A 17329-nucleotide genomic window follows, 5' to 3' on the forward strand; every position below is an offset into this window, starting at 1 on the left:
AGGCGTCGTCCAGACTGTCCGTCAGGCGTTCTGCGGATTGTTCTCGGAAATGATGTTGAGCAGTTTGACGCCCGCCATCTCGAAACTGTCGACAATCTCGTTCGTCCGGGTCTGCAACAGGGCATGGAAAAGCAGTAGCGGGATGGCGGACATCAGGCCAAACGCGGTGGTGTTCATCGCCACGGAAATGCTCTCAGAGAGCATGGTCGCCTTTTCGGCGGGGTCCGCATTGGCAACCGCCGTGAATGCGGCGATCAGGCCAATGATCGTCCCCAACAACCCCAACAGTGTGGCGATATTGGCGAGCGTGGCCAGATACTGAGTGCGCTTCTCAAGCCGGGGCAACACTTCCATCAGGCCCTCTTCCATGGCGTATTCGATCTCTTCACGGCGGTGATCGCCAAGCAGCCGGCCGATGCCGGCACCAACAACCGAGGCAATAGCGCTGTTGGAATTGTTGGCCGCCGTCATTGCACGCTGCCAGTCCCGCTTCTGCATCAGCGGCAGAATGCCCCGCTCAAACGCCCGGCGGTTCGCGCGCCGGACCTGGCCGAGGTACAGAAACCGTTCTAGGGCGATCGCAAGACCAATCAGCAACACGACCGCAATCGGGTACATGAACGGTCCGCCGTTCTGAAAAAAGCGTAAGACGGTTTCCAGCATAACCAGTGCTCCGACGTCTGAATGTGCCTGAATTCCCGTCACAGGACGGGCTCGTTGTTGTTATTTGGGTCGTTGTTATTTGGACAGTTGTCCGGAATCGAGCGTGCGACGAAAGGACCGGTGGCGCCGGAACGCCTCCGGATCGACCGTCTCAAGCAGATTCCCTGCCCGGGGCGACAGGGGCTCACGCTCGTTCCGGCGGATGGTCGGTGGCTGCCACGGCAGGATATGCAGCACCCGTGGGGACTCGTCAGCCGCCCGGATGGCAATCCCCTCCACCCGCAGCGCCTTGCGCGCATCGCTCCCCCGTTCCGCAACCGGCGCCTTCCCGGTGCCACTCTGTCCATCCGATGCCTGAACGCCGAACGGTACGATCGTTCCAAACAGAACCAAGAATGCCAGCCTTCGCCCGGCCCGTCCGCGATGGAATTCAAAGAATTGCATGCCTGCTCCTAGTTGATGCGCCGTTCAAGATCGGCGATCCAGCCCGACACAGTGGCGTCCTCACCCGAGCGCAAGGTCTGATAACGTCTGTAGTGGGACAGCGCCTGCTCAAGCTCCAGCAGGTGCAGTTCCAGAAGCACCGCCAGGTTGTAGTGAAGCCGCGCCGAACCGGGGTGCCAGCGAAGCCCCTGCTCGAGCCAGCGCCGAGCCTCCTCGAACCGGCCCCGCTGGCGCTCCAGCAGGGCCAGGTTATTCAGTGCCAGACGTTGGCCCGGGTCGATGGTCACAGCATCCCGGTAGAGCGCGATTGCTCTCTCCCGCCGGCTCTGTTGCTGTCGCACCCAGCCCATCCTCGCGATCACCGATGCGGCATCAGGCCGTTCGGCATGGAGTTGCTTCAGGTGCGCCAGGGCGACGTCATAGGCATTTTGACTCACGGCTTCCCGGGCCTGACGTTCCAACGCGGCCTGTGTCTCTGTCAGCGGTTCCGTGCTCGGGCGTGCCTGAGACGCCTCCGTTTTGCTGGCGGTGCCAGAGCCGCCACCCCCGGTCGCTGCGCATCCCGACAGCAGTATCGGTATGAGCACCAACCAGACCACCCAACCATCACGACGCATCGTCCTCTCCTGCCGGTTGCCAGCTCATCCAGCGCACGTCCCGCTGATAGCGAGCGGGGAACAGGGTCGCCAGAGCCTCAATGCTTCGTTCAATCCAATCATCGTGAACACCGTTCGCCAGTCGTCCATGATTGCGCTCGTGCAGCGCGATCGCCTTCTCCTCAAACGGATAGGCCTGTTCCTCCAGCAGAATGCGATACTGGGACTGTTCCAGATCGTTCAGCTCCGCGGGGACCGGCGAGGCCATGATGTCCGCCGCCAGCGTCCGGTAGAGCTCCGCCCGGCCGTAAAGCGCTCGGGACTGCACCGTGGCATCGCCGAGTCGTCCCGCCTGGCGAAACCGCTTCAACGCCGTCTCCAACGCCGCCCGTTTGCCTTCAAGCGACGCCTGGAGTGGCGGCTCCAGCGTGATGGACGCCATAGTGGTTGCCGCCTCATCGGCCATGAACAAAGCGGCCTGCGACGCCCATGCCAGCGTTTCCTGGCTATGCCAGTCGCTGGCCAGCTCCCGTTCGAGCAGCGCTGCCCGATACGGACTCGAGCCCGAGTCATCAGCGGTTAGCAACCGATGCCGCAGCGTCTGCCGCTCCACGTGCTGCTCGGCGGTCCGGGCGGTCGGCGTTGCCTCGAGGTAATCGCCATAAATGACCAGTGCCCGGTTCACCTCGCCACCCTTCTCCAACAACCGGGCGGCCGCAAGGCGTTCCTTCCAGGGATGGTCGGATTCTGCCGCCCCCGCCAGCATTATGTTCGCGGCTTCGATGGGCTGGCCGGACTGACGATAGGCGTAGACCAGCTTTTCACGCGCCGATCCGGCCAGTTCGTGGGTCTCGTGGCGGCGGGTGAACCGCTCCAGTGCGCCAATGGCCTGCTCCCACTGTTGGGCGGCCAGCATCGCGGCGGCCGCATCGTGCCGCGCCGTGACAGTCAGCATCCCGGAGGCCGCCACATCGGCGGCCCGTTCGAACAGCGCCACCGCAGCCCCCGGCTGACCGCTCTTGCGCTCGGCCTGCGCCTGCCGGTGCAGGCTGGTGGCCAGCCGGTCCTGGATGGTCGTGGTATTGGTCTTTTCGGACGCCTGCCCAGCCAGTGCCAGGGCGTTGTCGTAATGCGTGGCTGCCGTCTTCCAATCCTCGTCGGCAAAATGATGCTCAGCCATGACCAGGTGGGCTGAGCGGCGTGCCGCAATCGAGGCCGTCCCGTTTCCGGTGACCTGGGTCGCTGTCGTCAGGGCGCGATCGGGAAATCCGGCCGCCACGAGCCGCTGTGAAAGGTCGGCCTGAAAATCCGGGCCCCTCGTGTCCTCCGGGAACCGGCGCGTAAACCGCCGGGCGGCGGACATCAGTTGGTCCGCCTCGGCCACCTCGGCAATGCCCTGCCCGGCTATCAGCTTCTCGCGACGCGTCTTCAGGCCAGCCCAGGCCGCATCGGCCGCCTCGCGGTAGCCCGGATGGCGGTACGCCGCCTTGTCGTAAGCCGTGACCGCCAGCGCCAAAGCGCCACCCTGATACCAGGCGTCGCCCGCCAGACGCCGCCACTCACCGGAATCCTCCGGTGCCCGGTCCGCCAGACGGTCATAGAATCGGGCGGACTGCCGGAATCTCCCGGCCTGCACTTCCGAACCCGTGCCAGCGCTGGCATAGAGACGGTCCGCGACATTCCTGGTGACGCGACGCCACTGCGATTGCTCATCGGCTGGTAGTGAACGGTAGGCGGAAGACGGCATAAACGCCTCCGCATAGTCCTGTCGTGCCTGTCGGGCTTCCTCCGGGAAACGGCCACTCTCCCAGATGCGCACCAGCTGACGGTACATTGCCGGCGTCCGCGAGTGATCCGGTTTCTTTTCGATGAATGCCCGGGTGACTCTGGCGCTGTCGCTGTAGCGCTCCCGGGACAGGTGGAAATCCGCCAGGCGGTCATACAACAGGACGTCCCAGTGCCGATCACCCGTCGTCGCCATCCATTGTTCCAGACTGGCAACGCCCTCCCGCCGGGAGGCCATAATCGCCAGAATCCGGAAGGAATCCTCCACCAGGTTGGCGGCGCCCCCCTTCAGGGACTCGAAGCCGTCCGAACGGGCATACCAGTCATCGAGTACGCGCAGGAACGCAACGCCGGCCGATTCGGATTGCCCGAGCTTGAACTGACTCCACCCCACCATGTACCGGGACTTATCAACCAGTTCCTGACGGGCATCCCCCGCCAGGACCCGCTGGTACCCGCGGAGGGCTCTCTGGTATTCCCCCTCGGAGAAGGCCGACTCGGCGATTCGGAAACGCGCTTCCGGAGCCAGCCCGGAGTCAGGGTAAAGGCCGACAAGCTGCTCCAGACGGTCGATGGACTCCGAGTCCCGACCGACAAAGGCATGCGCTTTGGCGGTCTGGTAAAGCAGCTCATCGAGACGACCGTGATACACGCCCGAGCTGGCAATTGACTCGTAACTGTCGAGCGCCTCTCGGTAGAGAGCCACTTCCTGCTCCACCGGCAATGACAGGTCCTGACCGGACAGCGAGTACAGATTGTTGAGACGGTGTAACGCGTCAATCCGGACCTCCGGATCGTCGGCCTCTGCGAACAACGCCCGGTAACGGCGAATGACTTCCTTGAGGGAAATGTCCGGCAGGGGCTGAGGCTCCATTCGGAGAAAAACGGGACGCATATCGGCGATGGTCTTGCCGTCTTCATTGAGCGTCAGTTCGAAACTCTGGGCCGTCACCGCCATCGGCAGAGCCAGACAGACGGCCAGACAATACCGGAGAGGCCAGCGTGCGATCATTCGGCCTCCCCGCTGTTCTGTTGGTGATTGCGGATCGCCAGGTCCTCATAGATCCGGGCGATCTGCTGTTCGGACGCGTCCAGCGTCTCGGCCATGCGCACCGTCTGGTCGCCAAGAAACGCGATCAGGTCCGAATCCAGCGCCGACTCGGCGCGCTCGACAAGCTCATCGGCTTGTCCGAGCAGATGGTCCACCCGAGCGGCTGCCTCATTCACCCGCTTCAGCAACGCCTCGAACCGGGCGGGAGCGCGATCAAGACGTCGTGTGAACGCAGCCTCACTGTCCCGGGCCGCCGCGAGCGATTGCTCAACACTGGAAAGCGCTTTTTCAAGCGCCCGGCTGGACAGTTCAAATTGCTCCTGTGCCCGCCACTCAAGAACGCCCTCAAGCCGTCTGATACGCCGGGTCGCCTGCTCGGGGAGATCCCCGGCCGATTTCATGCGCTCCACGGTTGCCAGCTTCCGCGCCAGCGCCCCACTGACCACCACCCGACTGCGTCCATTGGCAACGGCGTCCTCGAGTGTCTGACGGGCCTCTTGAACACGCCGACTGAGCGTTTCAATCCGTTTTCGGATCCGCGTCATGCGATCCGATCCCTGCCTCTGAAGGACCTGCTCCAGACGGTCCTCCAACATGGTTCTGAACGTCTGAAGTGTCTCCTTCCGCCTCTCCAGGGACTGCCGGATGCGTCGCCCTTCCCGCACCCGACGCACGCGCTGCTGATGCTCACCGGACTCCAGGTAGCGCAGCAGGTAGGCAAGCCTGGGGCGCGCCAGCCCCTTGGTATCCTCCAGAAACCACTCAACGTCCTCGCCTCCGACCGTACCGACGAGGGCGTTGTAGGCGCCATCCGAGCGCACTTCACCAATCAGTTCCTCCAGCGTGACCTGCTCGCCGCGAAACGCCGAGATGGCCTTGAGGTAGGCCTCACCCGCCTGCCCCGGGTAACCGCTGGCGTCATACGCCCGACCCATCCCCAGCATGGCTTCGGCAGCGCCCGGGAAGGCCAATGGGAACTTCCTCGCCCGGTGCCATGACTGCATGGCGGCGCGTTGATTGTCCCGGCGCGCGTGAGTCAGTCCATGGAGCCACAGAGCCTGTGGGCTGCGGTAGTCCCGGAGCGATACCTGTTCGAGAAACCCCGCTGCCTTTTCCGGCTGATCCGACCGCAGTGCCATCAATCCTGCGGTCATCAGGGTGCGCTGGCGCAGGTCGGCCGCTCCCGACGTTCCCTCGGCACCATTCAGCATCGACAGGGCGACGCGGAGCGCGATAAGACTTCTCGACGGCGCTCGGTCAACCCGTCCATAGGCAATCCCGAGGTTGAGGTATCCCAGAGCCGCCCAATAGCCGTCGGGCATCCTGGCCAGACGGCGGCCCGCCCGATCAAAGGCTTCATCGGCCATATCCCGGATCGCCAGCCGATAAGTCGCTTCCTCAGCGGAAACACCAGTGCCTTTGGCCAGTGTTTCAAGAACGGATGTCTGCTCCACGGCGGGCATGCCGCCCAGGGAATCGACGAGCGCCTGCCGCCCGGTCTCTGGCAACGCGCGGTGGCGCAGCCTGTTCATGAGGGTGTGTCGGGCTTCCGCTTGCCGCCCGATGGCCGCCTGAGCGCGGGCAACAATCGTCTCGCCTTCGGGCGTCGAAGAAGCCCAGCGCAAGGCGCGCGCCGGTTCGCCTGTGTCCAGCCACCAGAGCGCGAGCGGATCACGCAGCGCCTCGGGGACACTGGCCACTGCTTTGCCGGCCAGCGGCAACCACAACACCAGACAGAGCCCGAGCCAGCTTCCAACGTGCCGAGCGACCATGGTGTCTACTGCCACTCCTGCAGCTCAAATGTCGGCTCGCGGCCGGGCTGATCCGCATCCACTACCAGCTGGTACTGAGCCTGGTCACTCCCTTTGCTGATCCGGAATTCGGATTTCTTCCGGAAGTAGTGGCTGTCGTCGCCCTGTCCGTTCAGTACCGCGCTGAGCGTGTGCTCGCCCGCTGGCAAATTGCCCAGGTAAAGGCGCTGCACGCCACCGCGTGCCAGGGCCTGACGTTCACGCTCCGTATAGAGATGGGAAACTGCTTGGCGACCGTCGATCTGTAGCTCGACCGAATCAAGACTGAAGCCTTCGCCGGCATCCACCGACAGATAAACGGCAACCTGGGTGTTGGCCGGATGGAGAATATCTTCTTCCAGCTCGAACAGTGTCTGGTTGAGGGCGGCCACATCGCCTTTGAGGTCCGCAATTTGCTGATCCAGTGACTCCGCACGCAGTGATGAGGTCAGGACCAGGAGCGACAGTGCAGCGACGAAAAGAGGCAGGCGCATGGATGGCGTTTCTCCTTCTGCCGGGCCAGCGCCGCGGTGCGGTAAAGGGCAACCGCAAGCACGACGATGGGCGGCAACACGGTGTTACAGGATGCAAGCAAGCGTAACACCGCGCTTTTCCCAGAAACGCTATCCATTTCACCAAACGCGGATTCCGTCACCGGGATTGTGAAAATGTGACGAAATCCGCGCCGGTGCGGTCCGTTGACCGGGTTTCTTCTACTTGCTGAGGTACTTCATGGCCGACTCAAGCCCCTCGATGGTCAGAGGGTACATCTCCTCCTCGGCGAGCTGACGGATCATGCCCATGGAGCCACCATGACTCCAATACGCCTCGGGAAGCGGGTTGAGCCAGACCACTTTGTTGAAGTGATCCTTCAGCCGCTGGAACCAGGTCGCACCGGCTTCCTTGTTCCAGTGCTCTATGGCACCGCCCGGATGGGACACCTCGTAGGGTGCCATACTGGCATCCCCGACGAAGATGACTTTGTAATCCGGGGTGTACTTGTGAAGGATATCCCAGGTGCTGGTGGTCTCGTTCCAGCGCCGGAGATTGTCTTTCCACACGCTTTCATAGATGAAGTTGTGGAAGTAGAAATACTCCATGTGCTTGAACTCGAGCTTGGCGGCAGAGAAAAGCTCTTCGCAGACCTGGATGTGCGGGTCCATGGAGCCGCCGACATCGAAAAAGAGCAGCACTTTCACTGCGTTGTGGCGCTCTGGCACCATCTTCAGATCGAGATAGCCGGCATTTCGAGCCGTCGAGCGGATGGTGTCGTCCATGTCCAGCTTTTCCGCCGCGCCCTCGCGGGCAAACTGGCGCAGCCGACGCATGGCCACCTTGATGTTACGGATACCGAGGGTGACGCTGTCGTCCAGGTCCCGGAACGTCCGCTTCTCCCAGACCTTGATCGCCCGGCCGTGGCGGCCGCCGTCCTGACCGATCCGGTAGCCCTCGGGGTTGTACCCATAGGCACCAAACGGAGACGTGCCTCCGGTGCCGATCCACTTGTTTCCACCTTCGTGACGCTCGTTCTGCTCTTCCATGCGCTTTTTGAAGGTTTCAATCAGTTCTTCAAGCCCGCCGAGGGATTCGATCTGGGCTTTTTCTTCCTCGGAGAGCTGTTTTTCGAATTCCTTGCGCAGCCAATCATCCGGAATGAGCTGGTCCAGCAGTTCATCCAGGTCTTCAATGCCCTTGAAGTAGCTGCTGAAGGCCATGTCGAACTTGTCATAGTGGCGCTCGTCCTTGACCAGGCACAGACGCGCCAGGTAGTAGAACGCTTCCATGTCCGCGAAGACCAGCTGTTGCCGCAGGGCATCAACCAGATCGAGGTATTCGCGAAGGCTGGCCGGAACCCGTGCCCGGCGCACCTCCATGAAAAAATCAATCAGCATGGGTCCTCCTGCCAGAGGCCGTGTCACGCACGGCGACGGGCCATGAACGCCAGTTTCTGAAGCAGATGCACGTCCTGTTCGTTCTTGACCAGAGCCCCGTAAAGCGGCGGCAGTGCCGAGCTGGTATCACCCTCCTGCAGGGCCTTGGCGGACAGTTCATCGGCCATCAGCAACTTGAGCCAGTCAATCAGCTCGGAGGTGGAGGGCTTCTTCTTGAGACCCGGAATCTTGCGAACGTCAAAGAAAATCTCCAGCGCATTGCGCACCAGCTCCTGCTGAACGCCCGGGAAATGCACATCAACGATTTCCTTCATCGTCTCATGCTCCGGGAAGGCAATGTAGTGGAAGAAACAACGGCGCAGGAACGCGTCGGGCAGTTCTTTCTCGTTGTTACTGGTGATGACAACGATCGGCCGTTGCTTTGCCTTCACTTCCTGCTGGGTTTCATACACATAGAACGACATGCGGTCGAGTTCCTGCAACAGATCGTTCGGGAACTCGATGTCCGCCTTGTCGATCTCATCGATCAGCAGCACCACCTGCTCGTCGGCCTCAAACGCCTCCCAGAGTTTGCCTTTCACGATGTAGTTACCAATATCGTGAACCCGGTCGTCACCCAGCTGCGAGTCCCGCAGACGCGACACCGCGTCGTATTCGTAAAGCCCCTGCTGCGCCTTTGTGGTGGACTTGATGTGCCAGGTGATCAGGCGGGTGCCAAGGCCCTGAGCGATTTCTTCGGCCAGCATGGTCTTGCCGGTACCCGGCTCGCCTTTGATCAGGAGCGGGCGTTGAATGCCGATCGCCGCATTCACGGCCATCTGCAGGTCGTCGGTGGCAACGTACTTCTCGGTGCCGGTGAATTTCATCGTTATCAGTCCTGTGTTGCTGTCGTGAATTCTTCTGGAACGGCGATGTCCCGTGGTATCCCGACGTCCGCTCTGATCGCGGACGCCTGTCAGTTATTACGGGAAGGCGGTGGCTCCTCTCCGTCATTCGATTCATCCCACGTCTTGGATTGCCCGGGCTGGGTCTCGTCTGAGGCAGATTTTGACTCGTCATCATCCAGATCTGGCAGATCATCAATATCCGACAGGTCGAAGTCCTCCAGACCGAACTCCTCGACGTTGCCCTCTTCGTCCGTGTCCAGGAGGGTATCGTCTTCCTCATTGTCCCTCAGCATACGGTCCAGTTCGTCAACGTCCCCGGCCGTCACGTCCGCTTCAGCAGTCGGCGCATCCGCCTGCCGCTCCGGGTCGGCTGCCGGTTGCTCGCTCTCCCCGACCGTTTCGCTGGCGACCGGCGGCTCCGGCTCGTCAGACTCAGCCACCCCGGCCTGCTCTGCTGGCTCATCGGCCGCCGGCGCGTCGGTGCTGTCGTCAAACTCGCCTGAGTCTTCAACTTCCTCGGACACCGTTGGCGGTTCCTCCGCAGACGCCTCCTCTTCAGACGCCTCTTCTGGCACCCCGTCAGTGCCGGAATCAGGCTCGTCAGCCGGTGTCTCGCCAGCGCCCGCTTCCGGTTCCGTGGCCTCGCTGGCGGGCTCCGGTTCGTCAGCCTCTGGTGGCTGCTCGGGCTCCGGCTCCGGCTCCGGTTCGGGATCCGGCTCTTCGCTCAGCGATTCGTCTTCTTCCGTCTCCGGAGTGTCACTGATAACCGGCGGCTCCTCGTCATTCGTCGAGCCATCCTCATCTGAGTGCTTTCGCCGACGCGCCACCATGACAGCACCGCCGACAACGATAAGCGCCCCTGCAACGCCCGCCGCGACCCAACCCCAGAAGGGCATCAATGGGTCATCCTCCGACGGCGTCGACGTCTCGTTCTCCGGCTCATCAGATGGTTCCGGCGACTCAGAGGCGTCTGCCTCCGTGGCCGCCGACTCCACCGGGTCGGACGCGTTGTCCGTCGACGGATCGGACGCAGGCGCCGGTTCCGATTCAGCTTTTTCGGGACTGCTCTCCGGTTCGTCGTCCGGTACGGGCGGATCAATCGCTTTCTCAGAGAGATCACCCGGTAATGGCGCCTGTTTGTCATCCTTTGCGGGCTTCGGCGTGGCATACCCGGCGCCATTGTCGTCCGTGCGCGGGAAGCTGGCCACAAGGGGCGCCGATGTGTAGTCGATTGTCGAGCCCCCGGCTGTTTCGCCCACCACACGGACCGCCACCTGGTAATCGCCGTCACTCTGACCCGACTCAATGGCTGTTGACCAGCTGCCGGTCGCCTTATCATACGCAATGGTGCGAACGGCCGGCTTTTCGCTCTCAAGGGCCTTTACCGCGACCTGAACCTCCGTAGCCGCCGTATCGAGATCAGGGTGTTCCGGTGAGACGGACAGCCGGTAACGCGTCTGATCGCCTGAGCCTTTACCGGCCATTTCAATCGAAACCGGTGGTCGGAGTGTGATTTTCCGTTCCGCCTTCCGGGAGAACGTTTTGCCGTCAGCCAGAAGCGTCAGCGTGTATGTGCCGGGCTGACTGAGAGTGGAAAGGGTGTCCGTGTAAACACCGTTCCGGGGGGGCGTTTCCCCGGACAGGTTTTTTTCGCCAGAACGGCCATCCTCCGTTGTCAGCCGCAGAGACAGGTCGATGACACTCAGGAAATCCGGATCGGTGATCGGCTGCCCCTCCTCGTAGAAGGCGGTTTCCACCACCACATCCTGCCCCTTGTAAAAGAACGCTGGCAGGTCCGATACCGCCATCTTCAGATCGCTGACGACGGTAACGCGGCTGTCTTCAGACAGATCGCCCTCGATCTGCCAACGACCAGGCATCGGGTCCTGGATGGTGATCAGGTCGTAGGGGCCTTCAACGGCCCAATTGACCTGATCGGAAGCAACGGCCTGGTCGAGCACCATGCCATCGGGTCGGCGCATTTTCAGGCCGCTGCTGGTGTCATGAAAGATCAGCGCCGTGAACTCACTCACACCGTCGTCCACCTGAAACTCATTGCCCTCAATCGGCACTTCGGTCTGGGGTGCGGTCGTATTCAGCGTTTCGGCGAAGAGCCGGTTCAGGGCTTCGGAGTCTTCCGCCACCGTAAAGCTGCCGCCCGTCCGGACGGCCAATTGCTCCATCAGGGCCCGGTCGCTGTTCTGCGACAGCGCGATGGTATGGATATCAGCGCCCCGTTCGCGAATGCGCGCGACGACATCCTTGAGAATACGTTCCCGTTCGCTCGCGTTCGCGTCCGGATCATCGGCGATGTCCACCTTGCCGTCGGTCAGCAGGATGAAGTGGGTGTTCTCGAACCGACGGTCACCGTAGAAATCGTCGCTGGCCACCTCCAGCGCTTCCCCAATGTTGGTGCGCAGCGCGACGGAATTGATCTGCTCCGAACGCGCAATGGCCTGTTCACGCCACTCTGGCGTCACCTGACCGGACGGCACGAGCATATTGACGTACTTCCCGAAGGTCCAGACACCGCCCCGGGACCCTTCCGGCAGCATACGTGCGAGCATCCTGACGGCAGGCTGCCGCAGATTGTTGGGGTCCGTCTCTTTCATGCTCCCCGAGATATCGACCACGGCCCGAACATCAGCGTCCGGCGGCAATGAGGGGGTGCTGCCATCAACTTCCTGGGCCACCGCCCGCATTGGGCAGGCCAATAGAGCGACAACCATCAGAACGCAGACGACGCGGTTTTTTTCGTTTTGTTGTGTCATGTGATCTCGACTACCCGGGTGACAGCAAATGGAAAAACGGTTAGGAACTCTGACGGGAGAAGATGGCCCGGTCACCCCTGGTTGGATGGCGCCAACGGTACCAGACCAGATCCAGCAGCCAGACGATGAACATGCTCCCGCCTGCCAGAGTCAGGTTAGAGAACGCCCGAGCGGCTTCCTCAGCGTGCCCCTGAATCACCTCGTAGCCACCATGCAACCAGGCCGGTATCCACCAGTTCGCCGCCTCAGTCGAGGCGACCGGCGTCAACAATGCAGCAATCAGGGCCGCTTTCAGCAACGAGCGCATCCCATACAGTGGCAGTGACCGGATGGCCCGGCTGAATACCCAGAAAAAAAGTGCAAAGCCGGCGACATACAGGGTCCAGAAAACGCCATATGCCAGTTCGGATTCCGGTGTCATAACCTAGATTACCCAGTGAATGATGTGTTCTTCCCAGTCGTCCTCGGCCACCTGGCTGTTAGGCACCGTGCGCTGGCGCATCGAGATCTGTGCCTCGTGGACGCTCGACGGATCGCCCGTTATCAACGGGTGCCAGTCCGGCAGTGGCCGCCCCTCTGAAAGCAACCGATAGGCGCAGGTGGACGGAAGCCAGTGAAAATCCTGCAGGTTTTCCGGGCTCAGTACAATACAGTCCGGTTCTTTGTGCTGCCGTTCACCGTAGACGGTGCACTGACACGAATCGCCGTCCATATACTGACAGGCCAGGTCGGTATACCAGACCTCGCCGGTATCCTCATCCTCCAGCTTGGTCAGGCAGCACTTGCCACAGCCATCGCACAACGACTCCCACTCCTTCGGTGTCATCTCCGTCAGCCGTTTGCGCTGCCAGAAAGGAATGGTGGCGGCCATGGTGTCAGTCCCCCAACTGGCGCCCGAACTCCGGAACGAAGTTCTCATGCTCTTCCGGCAGCTGCAGGTAGAAGTCCTTGTCCGCGATGGCATCCAGAACGTCACGTCCGGTCACCCGCGCAAGCTGGCGCTCGGGCTTCAGCAACAGATCCATGGCGTGAACCGGCTGGCCGAAAAGATGCCGGAATTCCCCGGGCAGCTCATCCCAGGCCTGGCCACGCCGGACGAAAACATAGGTGTCGGCCTTGCGGGTACTTCGGTACACGGAGATAAACTGATAGTCGCTCATGATTCAATGATATCGCGAATGTCGTTGGTGCAGGGCGCCAGCAGCTCACCGCGCCAGCCCTGAGTCAGGAAAGACGGTAATGACCCGCCATCGTGTCCATTCAGGCAGGCCTCAAGATGGCGCCTCGGCGCCACCAGTTCGATCGGGATGTCCCGTGAATCCGCCTCATGGCGAATGACGTTCTTGAGCTGCTTGAATCGTTGCTGATCCTGCCGGTCCAGCGGACCGGCAATCGGCGGCGCGGCCAGAGGCGTCCGACCGGCGTTGGCCACCAGGCCAAGGATCGTCTCACCATAACGACGCACCACCACCGGCGGGATACCGTCAATCCGACTCAGTGCCTGACGGTTCTTTGGCTCCTGCCCGGCAATCTCGATCAAGACCTTGTCCGGCAGTATCCGGTTCCGCGGCCGGTCCCGGAGACGGCACTCCCCTTCCCGCCAGATAGCCAGCTCCCGGAGAATGTTCTGCTGCTCCGCCGACAGCTGCCAGCCACCCCGGATGCGCCGGTAATACTGCGTCGGCTCCGCCTGTGCCCGCAGTTCGTCGGAAACACGCTGACACTCCTCCCGCCAGGCATGACTCAGCGCGCGTTCCTCCAGAATGGTCTCTACATGGCGATAGAGGGGTTCAAGAAAGCGGATGTCGTCAAGGGCGTAGTGAAGCTGCGCCTCGGAAAGCGGTCGGGCCAGCCAGTCGGAACGGGTCGCACTCTTATCGAGCGAAACATCAAACACCTGTTCAACCATTCGGGCATAACCGGCGGAAAAGCCAAGCCCGGCCAGCGCGGCACCAATCTGAAGATCGAGGAACCCAACCGGTTCCAGTTCCAGCCAGTGGCGAAACAGGTCGAGATCTTCACTCATGGCATACAGGAGCTTGGCACGATCGGCGTCGACCAGGGCAGCCCGGAACCCCTTGGATTGCTCGGCCACCGAAGGCTCCACCAGGCGGAGATCCTCGCCCACGCCCAGCTGAACGAGGCCCGGGATCGGGAAAAACGTGCTGACACGCTCGAACTCGGTGTCCAGTGCCAACGGGCCGGTATGCCCGGCCAACCAGGCATCAAGGTCGTCGGGCGTTTCAAGCCACAGACCGGATGCGGATTCGGATTGATGAGTCATAAACAGAAAAAGGTCCGGAAGTGAAACGGTGGGTCAGTCCGCCAGCGGTTTACGGCCCCGGAATGCGTGTCCGAGTGTAAACCCGTCGACATAGCCCAGCTCGCCACCCACCGGAATGCCGTGGGCAAGGCGGGTAACCAGAACCGGACGGTCTGCCAGTCGGTCGGCAATATAGTGGGCGGTCGCGTCCCCTTCAACCGTTGGATTCGTTGCCAGGATAATCTCGGTGACGTTCTCGTCCTGAACACGTCGGAGCAGGCGCTCAACGCCGATTTCCTCGGGCCCGATTCCATCAATCGGCGACAGATGCCCCATCAGGACGAAGTAACCGCCCTGATAGTCGCCGGCCTGCTCGAGCGCCAGCAAATCGGACGGACTTTCCACAATGCAGAGCGTGCCGTTACGGCGGGAGTCATCCTGACAGATCGGGCACAGCTCCGTATCGGCAAAGTTCTGGCAGGAGTCGCACCGACGCACACCCGACATCGCCTGTTCCAACGCCCCCGCCAGGCGCTCGCCGCCCTGGCGGCCACGTTCCAGCAGGTGAAACGCCATGCGCTGGGCCGTTTTCTGGCCGACACCAGGCAGGCACCGAAGGGACTCCACCAGTTCGTCAACGAGGGGACTGAAAGCCATCGTCAGAACGGCATCTTGAAGCCGGGCGGCATCCCCATGCCCGAGGCCATGCCGGACATGTGCTCCTTCTGGTTCTCCTCAACCCGGCGGACCGCGTCGTTGACCGCCGCTGCCAGAAGGTCCTCAAGGACTTCCCGATCTTCGGTCATCAGGGAGGGATCGATATCCACGTTGCGCACGTCGTGACGGCCATTCATTGTGACCTTGACCAGCCCGGCGCCGGACTCCCCCGTCACCTCCGCTTTCGCCAGCTCTTCCTGGGCTTTCTTGAACTTTTCCTGCATTTCCTGGGCCTGTTTCATCAGGTCGCCCATACCATTCATCATGGAATCACCTCGATCTGTGTCGTCGCTTGCCACTCTCTGCTCTCAGGGCAGACCGCGCAAGATTCAAGTGCTCTGTCGCTCCAGCGGCACCGTGCTGCCATCAATGATACGCCCGTCGAAACGCTCGACAATCCGCTGCACGTGAGGGTCGGACGAAATGGCGGCTTCCGCCGCTTCCTGACGAGCGGCCTTCTGCGCTGCATTGTAACGCGCCGGCGTGTCCTCGCCGGGCTCGCCCTCCTGCACCGTCAACGCAATGGTCTTGCCGGTGTAGTCCGACAATGCGTCGCGAATCCGATCCCGGTGACGATCAGTCAGCAGGCCAACATGACCGCCGGACAGGGTCAGCGTGGCCTCATGATCGGACAGCGCCAGCGCCCCCTCGCTTGCCAGACTGCCGGCCATTCCTTTCAGGCCCATGGCGTAAAAATCCCGGGGCCAGTAGAAGCTCTCCGACTCTTGCACCGGCTCTGCGGAATCCGGCGAAGGGGACGCATCGTCCTCAACCGCCCCGGCGGGAGCGGGATCAGGACGGGAGTCGACAATGGTCTCGGGCTCCGGTGCCACCTGAGGCACTTCCTCCGGGGGCATCGGTGGCGCAACCGCCGGCTCCTCCATGGCGCCGGAAACCGCATCGTCCGCTGCCTCAAGGGGCGGCGGTGGTGCTGGTTCTGGCTCCGGTTCCCGTTCCGATTGTGGGACCGGTTCCGATTGTGGAGCCGGTTCCGCGGCTTGTGAGACGGCGGCTGGCGCGGGTTCGTCGGCTTCCGGGTCTTTGCTGCCTCCCTCTGACTGGCCGGAACCGCCGGCCGGTGGCTCCCGGCGCTCACTCCCCGGGCGGAACGCCAGCATGCGTAACAGGGCCATCTCGAAGCCCATTCGGGCGTCGGGCGTCACGCTGAGATCCTGACGTCCAATCAACGCCGCCTGGTAAAACAGCTGGGCGTCTTCCCCGCTGAGTCTTGACGCCAGATCCCGCACGGCGTCGGCGTCGCCCATGGCGTTATCAGTGCTCCCCGGGACCACCTGCTCAAGCGTGACGCGATGGAAGACCGACAGCATGTCCGCGAGAATTGCCGCATAATCCGGCGAGAATGCCGCAATCCGGTCAATTTCGCCGAGCATCCCCGCGCCATCGCCCGAGGCGAGCGCGGACACCAGCGTCCAGATGTCACGCTGGTCAATCGTGCCAAGCATGGTGCTGACATCGGCCGCATTCAGGCGCTCATTGCCAAAGGCGATGGCCTGGTCAGTCAGGCTGAGGGCATCGCGCATACTGCCGTCCGCCGCCCGGGCAAGACTCCAGAGCGCGGCTTCCTCGAACTCAATGCCTTCCTGCCCGAGCACCTCACTCAGGTGGCCCACAATGTGCTCGTGGGTCATGCGTTTGAGGTTGAACTGGAGGCAGCGTGACAGAATCGTGACCGGCAGCTTCTGCGGGTCGGTCGTGGCCAGCAGGAACTTAACGTGCTCCGGTGGCTCTTCCAGCGTCTTCAGGAGTGCGTTGAAGCTGTGGCCCGAGAGCATGTGCACTTCGTCGATCAGGTAGATCTTGTAACGACCGCGGGTCGGCGCGTACTGGACGTTGTCCAGCAGCTCACGCATGTCCTCAACCTTGGTTCGTGAGGCGGCGTCAATCTCAATGAGGTCAACGAACCGGCCATCACGGATCTCCAGGCAACTGTCGCACTCGCCACACGGGTTCGAGGAAATCCCCTGCTCACAGTTCAGGCATCGGGCCAGCAAACGACCAATGGTGGTTTTCCCCACCCCTCGGGTGCCGGTAAACAGATAGGCGTGATGAAGGCGTTCATGGTCCAGCGCATGGATCAGCGCCTTGAGGACATGTTCCTGCCCGACCATGTCCTGAAATGTCGTCGGCCGCCACTTCCGGGCCAGTACCTGATAGCTCATGGAGAGGTGTCTAATGTCCCGTGTCGTCGGTTGATTTGCCGGCGCGTCGTCGCCACCCGATGGGGCAGTTTTGCTGACACAACCTTAGCACGGCGGCCGATTCAGAAGAAGCTGGGGAAAAGCTCAGAGACTAACGAACAATAACGGGAGTCAGATCGGATGGGGGTGACTCCATCAGCGACACTCCGGCACCCAAGTCCACCGCTACGGCTGCTCCCTTCCGGGCCTGACCGGGTTCACGGTTTATTGTTGCGGAGGCACCAATGGAGCCACCATAACGATTCAGGGCC

16 protein-coding genes and 1 other RNA gene are annotated in these 17329 nt (G+C 62.2%); all 17 read right to left on the reverse strand.

Annotated elements, in window-relative coordinates; all coding sequences use genetic code 11:
• Nucleotides 1-21: 21 nt before the first annotated feature.
• On the reverse strand, nt 22-663 hold the full coding sequence (locus C8D92_RS04200; protein ID WP_095609872.1) for a MotA/TolQ/ExbB proton channel family protein: 642 nt from the start codon (nt 661-663) through the stop codon (nt 22-24).
• 75 nt (nt 664-738) lie between these two features.
• Nucleotides 739-1107: a hypothetical protein gene (locus tag C8D92_RS04205; protein WP_116918496.1), complete on the reverse strand. Its 369-nt coding sequence runs from the start codon at nt 1105-1107 to the stop codon at nt 739-741.
• A gap of 8 nt (nt 1108-1115) precedes the next feature.
• On the reverse strand, nt 1116-1724 hold the full coding sequence (locus C8D92_RS04210) for a tetratricopeptide repeat protein (RefSeq protein WP_116918497.1): 609 nt from the start codon (nt 1722-1724) through the stop codon (nt 1116-1118).
• Nucleotides 1714-4500 carry a tetratricopeptide repeat protein gene (locus C8D92_RS04215; RefSeq protein WP_116918498.1) on the reverse strand — a complete coding sequence of 929 codons (2787 nt, stop codon included), beginning with the start codon at nt 4498-4500 and terminating at the stop codon, nt 1714-1716. The genes C8D92_RS04210 and C8D92_RS04215 overlap by 11 nt, the downstream gene beginning before the upstream one ends.
• Nucleotides 4497-6311 (reverse strand): tetratricopeptide repeat protein, encoded by a 1815-nt coding sequence (locus tag C8D92_RS04220; protein ID WP_116918499.1) that lies wholly within the window; start codon nt 6309-6311, stop codon nt 4497-4499. Before C8D92_RS04220 ends, C8D92_RS04215 begins: the two co-directional genes overlap by 4 nt.
• A 5-nt stretch (nt 6312-6316) precedes the next feature.
• Nucleotides 6317-6823, reverse strand: a complete 507-nt coding sequence (locus C8D92_RS04225; protein ID WP_116918500.1) for an AraC family transcriptional regulator — start codon at nt 6821-6823, stop codon at nt 6317-6319.
• Between the two features lie 219 nt (nt 6824-7042).
• Nucleotides 7043-8221, reverse strand: a complete 1179-nt coding sequence (locus C8D92_RS04230) for a vWA domain-containing protein (RefSeq protein ID WP_116918501.1) — start codon at nt 8219-8221, stop codon at nt 7043-7045.
• Between the two features lie 23 nt (nt 8222-8244).
• Nucleotides 8245-9087: an AAA family ATPase gene (locus C8D92_RS04235; RefSeq protein ID WP_095609879.1), complete on the reverse strand. Its 843-nt coding sequence runs from the start codon at nt 9085-9087 to the stop codon at nt 8245-8247.
• A gap of 89 nt (nt 9088-9176) precedes the next feature.
• Nucleotides 9177-11879 carry a VWA domain-containing protein gene (locus C8D92_RS04240; protein WP_116918502.1) on the reverse strand — a complete coding sequence of 901 codons (2703 nt, stop codon included), beginning with the start codon at nt 11877-11879 and terminating at the stop codon, nt 9177-9179.
• Nucleotides 11880-11919: 40 nt separating this feature from the next.
• Nucleotides 11920-12300 carry a hypothetical protein gene (locus tag C8D92_RS04245; RefSeq protein ID WP_116918503.1) on the reverse strand — a complete coding sequence of 127 codons (381 nt, stop codon included), beginning with the start codon at nt 12298-12300 and terminating at the stop codon, nt 11920-11922.
• A 3-nt stretch (nt 12301-12303) separates the two neighbouring features.
• Complete coding sequence (locus C8D92_RS04250) at nt 12304-12750, reverse strand: YcgN family cysteine cluster protein (protein WP_095609882.1); 447 nt, start codon at nt 12748-12750, stop codon at nt 12304-12306.
• A gap of 4 nt (nt 12751-12754) precedes the next feature.
• A complete protein-coding gene (locus C8D92_RS04255) occupies nt 12755-13039 on the reverse strand; it encodes a YcgL domain-containing protein (RefSeq protein ID WP_116918504.1) in 285 nt (94 codons plus the stop codon).
• Nucleotides 13036-14163: a ribonuclease D gene (locus C8D92_RS04260; RefSeq protein ID WP_116918505.1), complete on the reverse strand. Its 1128-nt coding sequence runs from the start codon at nt 14161-14163 to the stop codon at nt 13036-13038. Before C8D92_RS04260 ends, C8D92_RS04255 begins: the two co-directional genes overlap by 4 nt.
• A gap of 33 nt (nt 14164-14196) precedes the next feature.
• Nucleotides 14197-14799: a recombination mediator RecR gene (gene recR / locus C8D92_RS04265; protein ID WP_116918506.1), complete on the reverse strand. Its 603-nt coding sequence runs from the start codon at nt 14797-14799 to the stop codon at nt 14197-14199.
• Nucleotides 14800-14801: 2 nt separating this feature from the next.
• Nucleotides 14802-15125: a YbaB/EbfC family nucleoid-associated protein gene (locus C8D92_RS04270; RefSeq protein WP_095609886.1), complete on the reverse strand. Its 324-nt coding sequence runs from the start codon at nt 15123-15125 to the stop codon at nt 14802-14804.
• Nucleotides 15126-15188: 63 nt separating this feature from the next.
• Nucleotides 15189-17039 carry a DNA polymerase III subunit gamma/tau gene (gene dnaX / locus C8D92_RS04275; RefSeq protein WP_116918507.1) on the reverse strand — a complete coding sequence of 617 codons (1851 nt, stop codon included), beginning with the start codon at nt 17037-17039 and terminating at the stop codon, nt 15189-15191.
• 169 nt (nt 17040-17208) lie between these two features.
• Nucleotides 17209-17305: signal recognition particle sRNA small type (gene ffs, locus C8D92_RS04280), an RNA gene on the reverse strand.
• Between the last annotated feature and the right edge of the window lie 24 nt (nt 17306-17329).

It is taken from the genome of Tamilnaduibacter salinus, assembly GCF_003096655.1.
Classification (GTDB): domain Bacteria; phylum Pseudomonadota; class Gammaproteobacteria; order Pseudomonadales; family Oleiphilaceae; genus Tamilnaduibacter; species Tamilnaduibacter salinus.

What these genes read in the sequence shown, in the direction of transcription:
- C8D92_RS04240 (WP_116918502.1), bottom strand. Translation starts at nt 11,879, where the DNA reads ATGACACAACAAAACGAAAAAAACCGCGTCGTCTGCGTTCTGATGGTT.
- dnaX (WP_116918507.1), bottom strand. Translation starts at nt 17,039, where the DNA reads ATGAGCTATCAGGTACTGGCCCGGAAGTGGCGGCCGACGACATTTCAG.
- C8D92_RS04260 (WP_116918505.1), bottom strand. Translation starts at nt 14,163, where the DNA reads ATGACTCATCAATCCGAATCCGCATCCGGTCTGTGGCTTGAAACGCCC.
- C8D92_RS04270 (WP_095609886.1), bottom strand. Translation starts at nt 15,125, where the DNA reads ATGATGAATGGTATGGGCGACCTGATGAAACAGGCCCAGGAAATGCAG.
- C8D92_RS04235 (WP_095609879.1), bottom strand. Translation starts at nt 9,087, where the DNA reads ATGAAATTCACCGGCACCGAGAAGTACGTTGCCACCGACGACCTGCAG.
- C8D92_RS04250 (WP_095609882.1), bottom strand. Translation starts at nt 12,750, where the DNA reads ATGGCCGCCACCATTCCTTTCTGGCAGCGCAAACGGCTGACGGAGATG.
- C8D92_RS04255 (WP_116918504.1), bottom strand. Translation starts at nt 13,039, where the DNA reads ATGAGCGACTATCAGTTTATCTCCGTGTACCGAAGTACCCGCAAGGCC.
- C8D92_RS04225 (WP_116918500.1), bottom strand. Translation starts at nt 6,823, where the DNA reads ATGCGCCTGCCTCTTTTCGTCGCTGCACTGTCGCTCCTGGTCCTGACC.
- C8D92_RS04210 (WP_116918497.1), bottom strand. Translation starts at nt 1,724, where the DNA reads ATGCGTCGTGATGGTTGGGTGGTCTGGTTGGTGCTCATACCGATACTG.
- C8D92_RS04245 (WP_116918503.1), bottom strand. Translation starts at nt 12,300, where the DNA reads ATGACACCGGAATCCGAACTGGCATATGGCGTTTTCTGGACCCTGTAT.
- C8D92_RS04220 (WP_116918499.1), bottom strand. Translation starts at nt 6,311, where the DNA reads ATGGTCGCTCGGCACGTTGGAAGCTGGCTCGGGCTCTGTCTGGTGTTG.
- recR (WP_116918506.1), bottom strand. Translation starts at nt 14,799, where the DNA reads ATGGCTTTCAGTCCCCTCGTTGACGAACTGGTGGAGTCCCTTCGGTGC.
- C8D92_RS04215 (WP_116918498.1), bottom strand. Translation starts at nt 4,500, where the DNA reads ATGATCGCACGCTGGCCTCTCCGGTATTGTCTGGCCGTCTGTCTGGCT.
- C8D92_RS04200 (WP_095609872.1), bottom strand. Translation starts at nt 663, where the DNA reads ATGCTGGAAACCGTCTTACGCTTTTTTCAGAACGGCGGACCGTTCATG.
- C8D92_RS04205 (WP_116918496.1), bottom strand. Translation starts at nt 1,107, where the DNA reads ATGCAATTCTTTGAATTCCATCGCGGACGGGCCGGGCGAAGGCTGGCA.
- C8D92_RS04230 (WP_116918501.1), bottom strand. Translation starts at nt 8,221, where the DNA reads ATGCTGATTGATTTTTTCATGGAGGTGCGCCGGGCACGGGTTCCGGCC.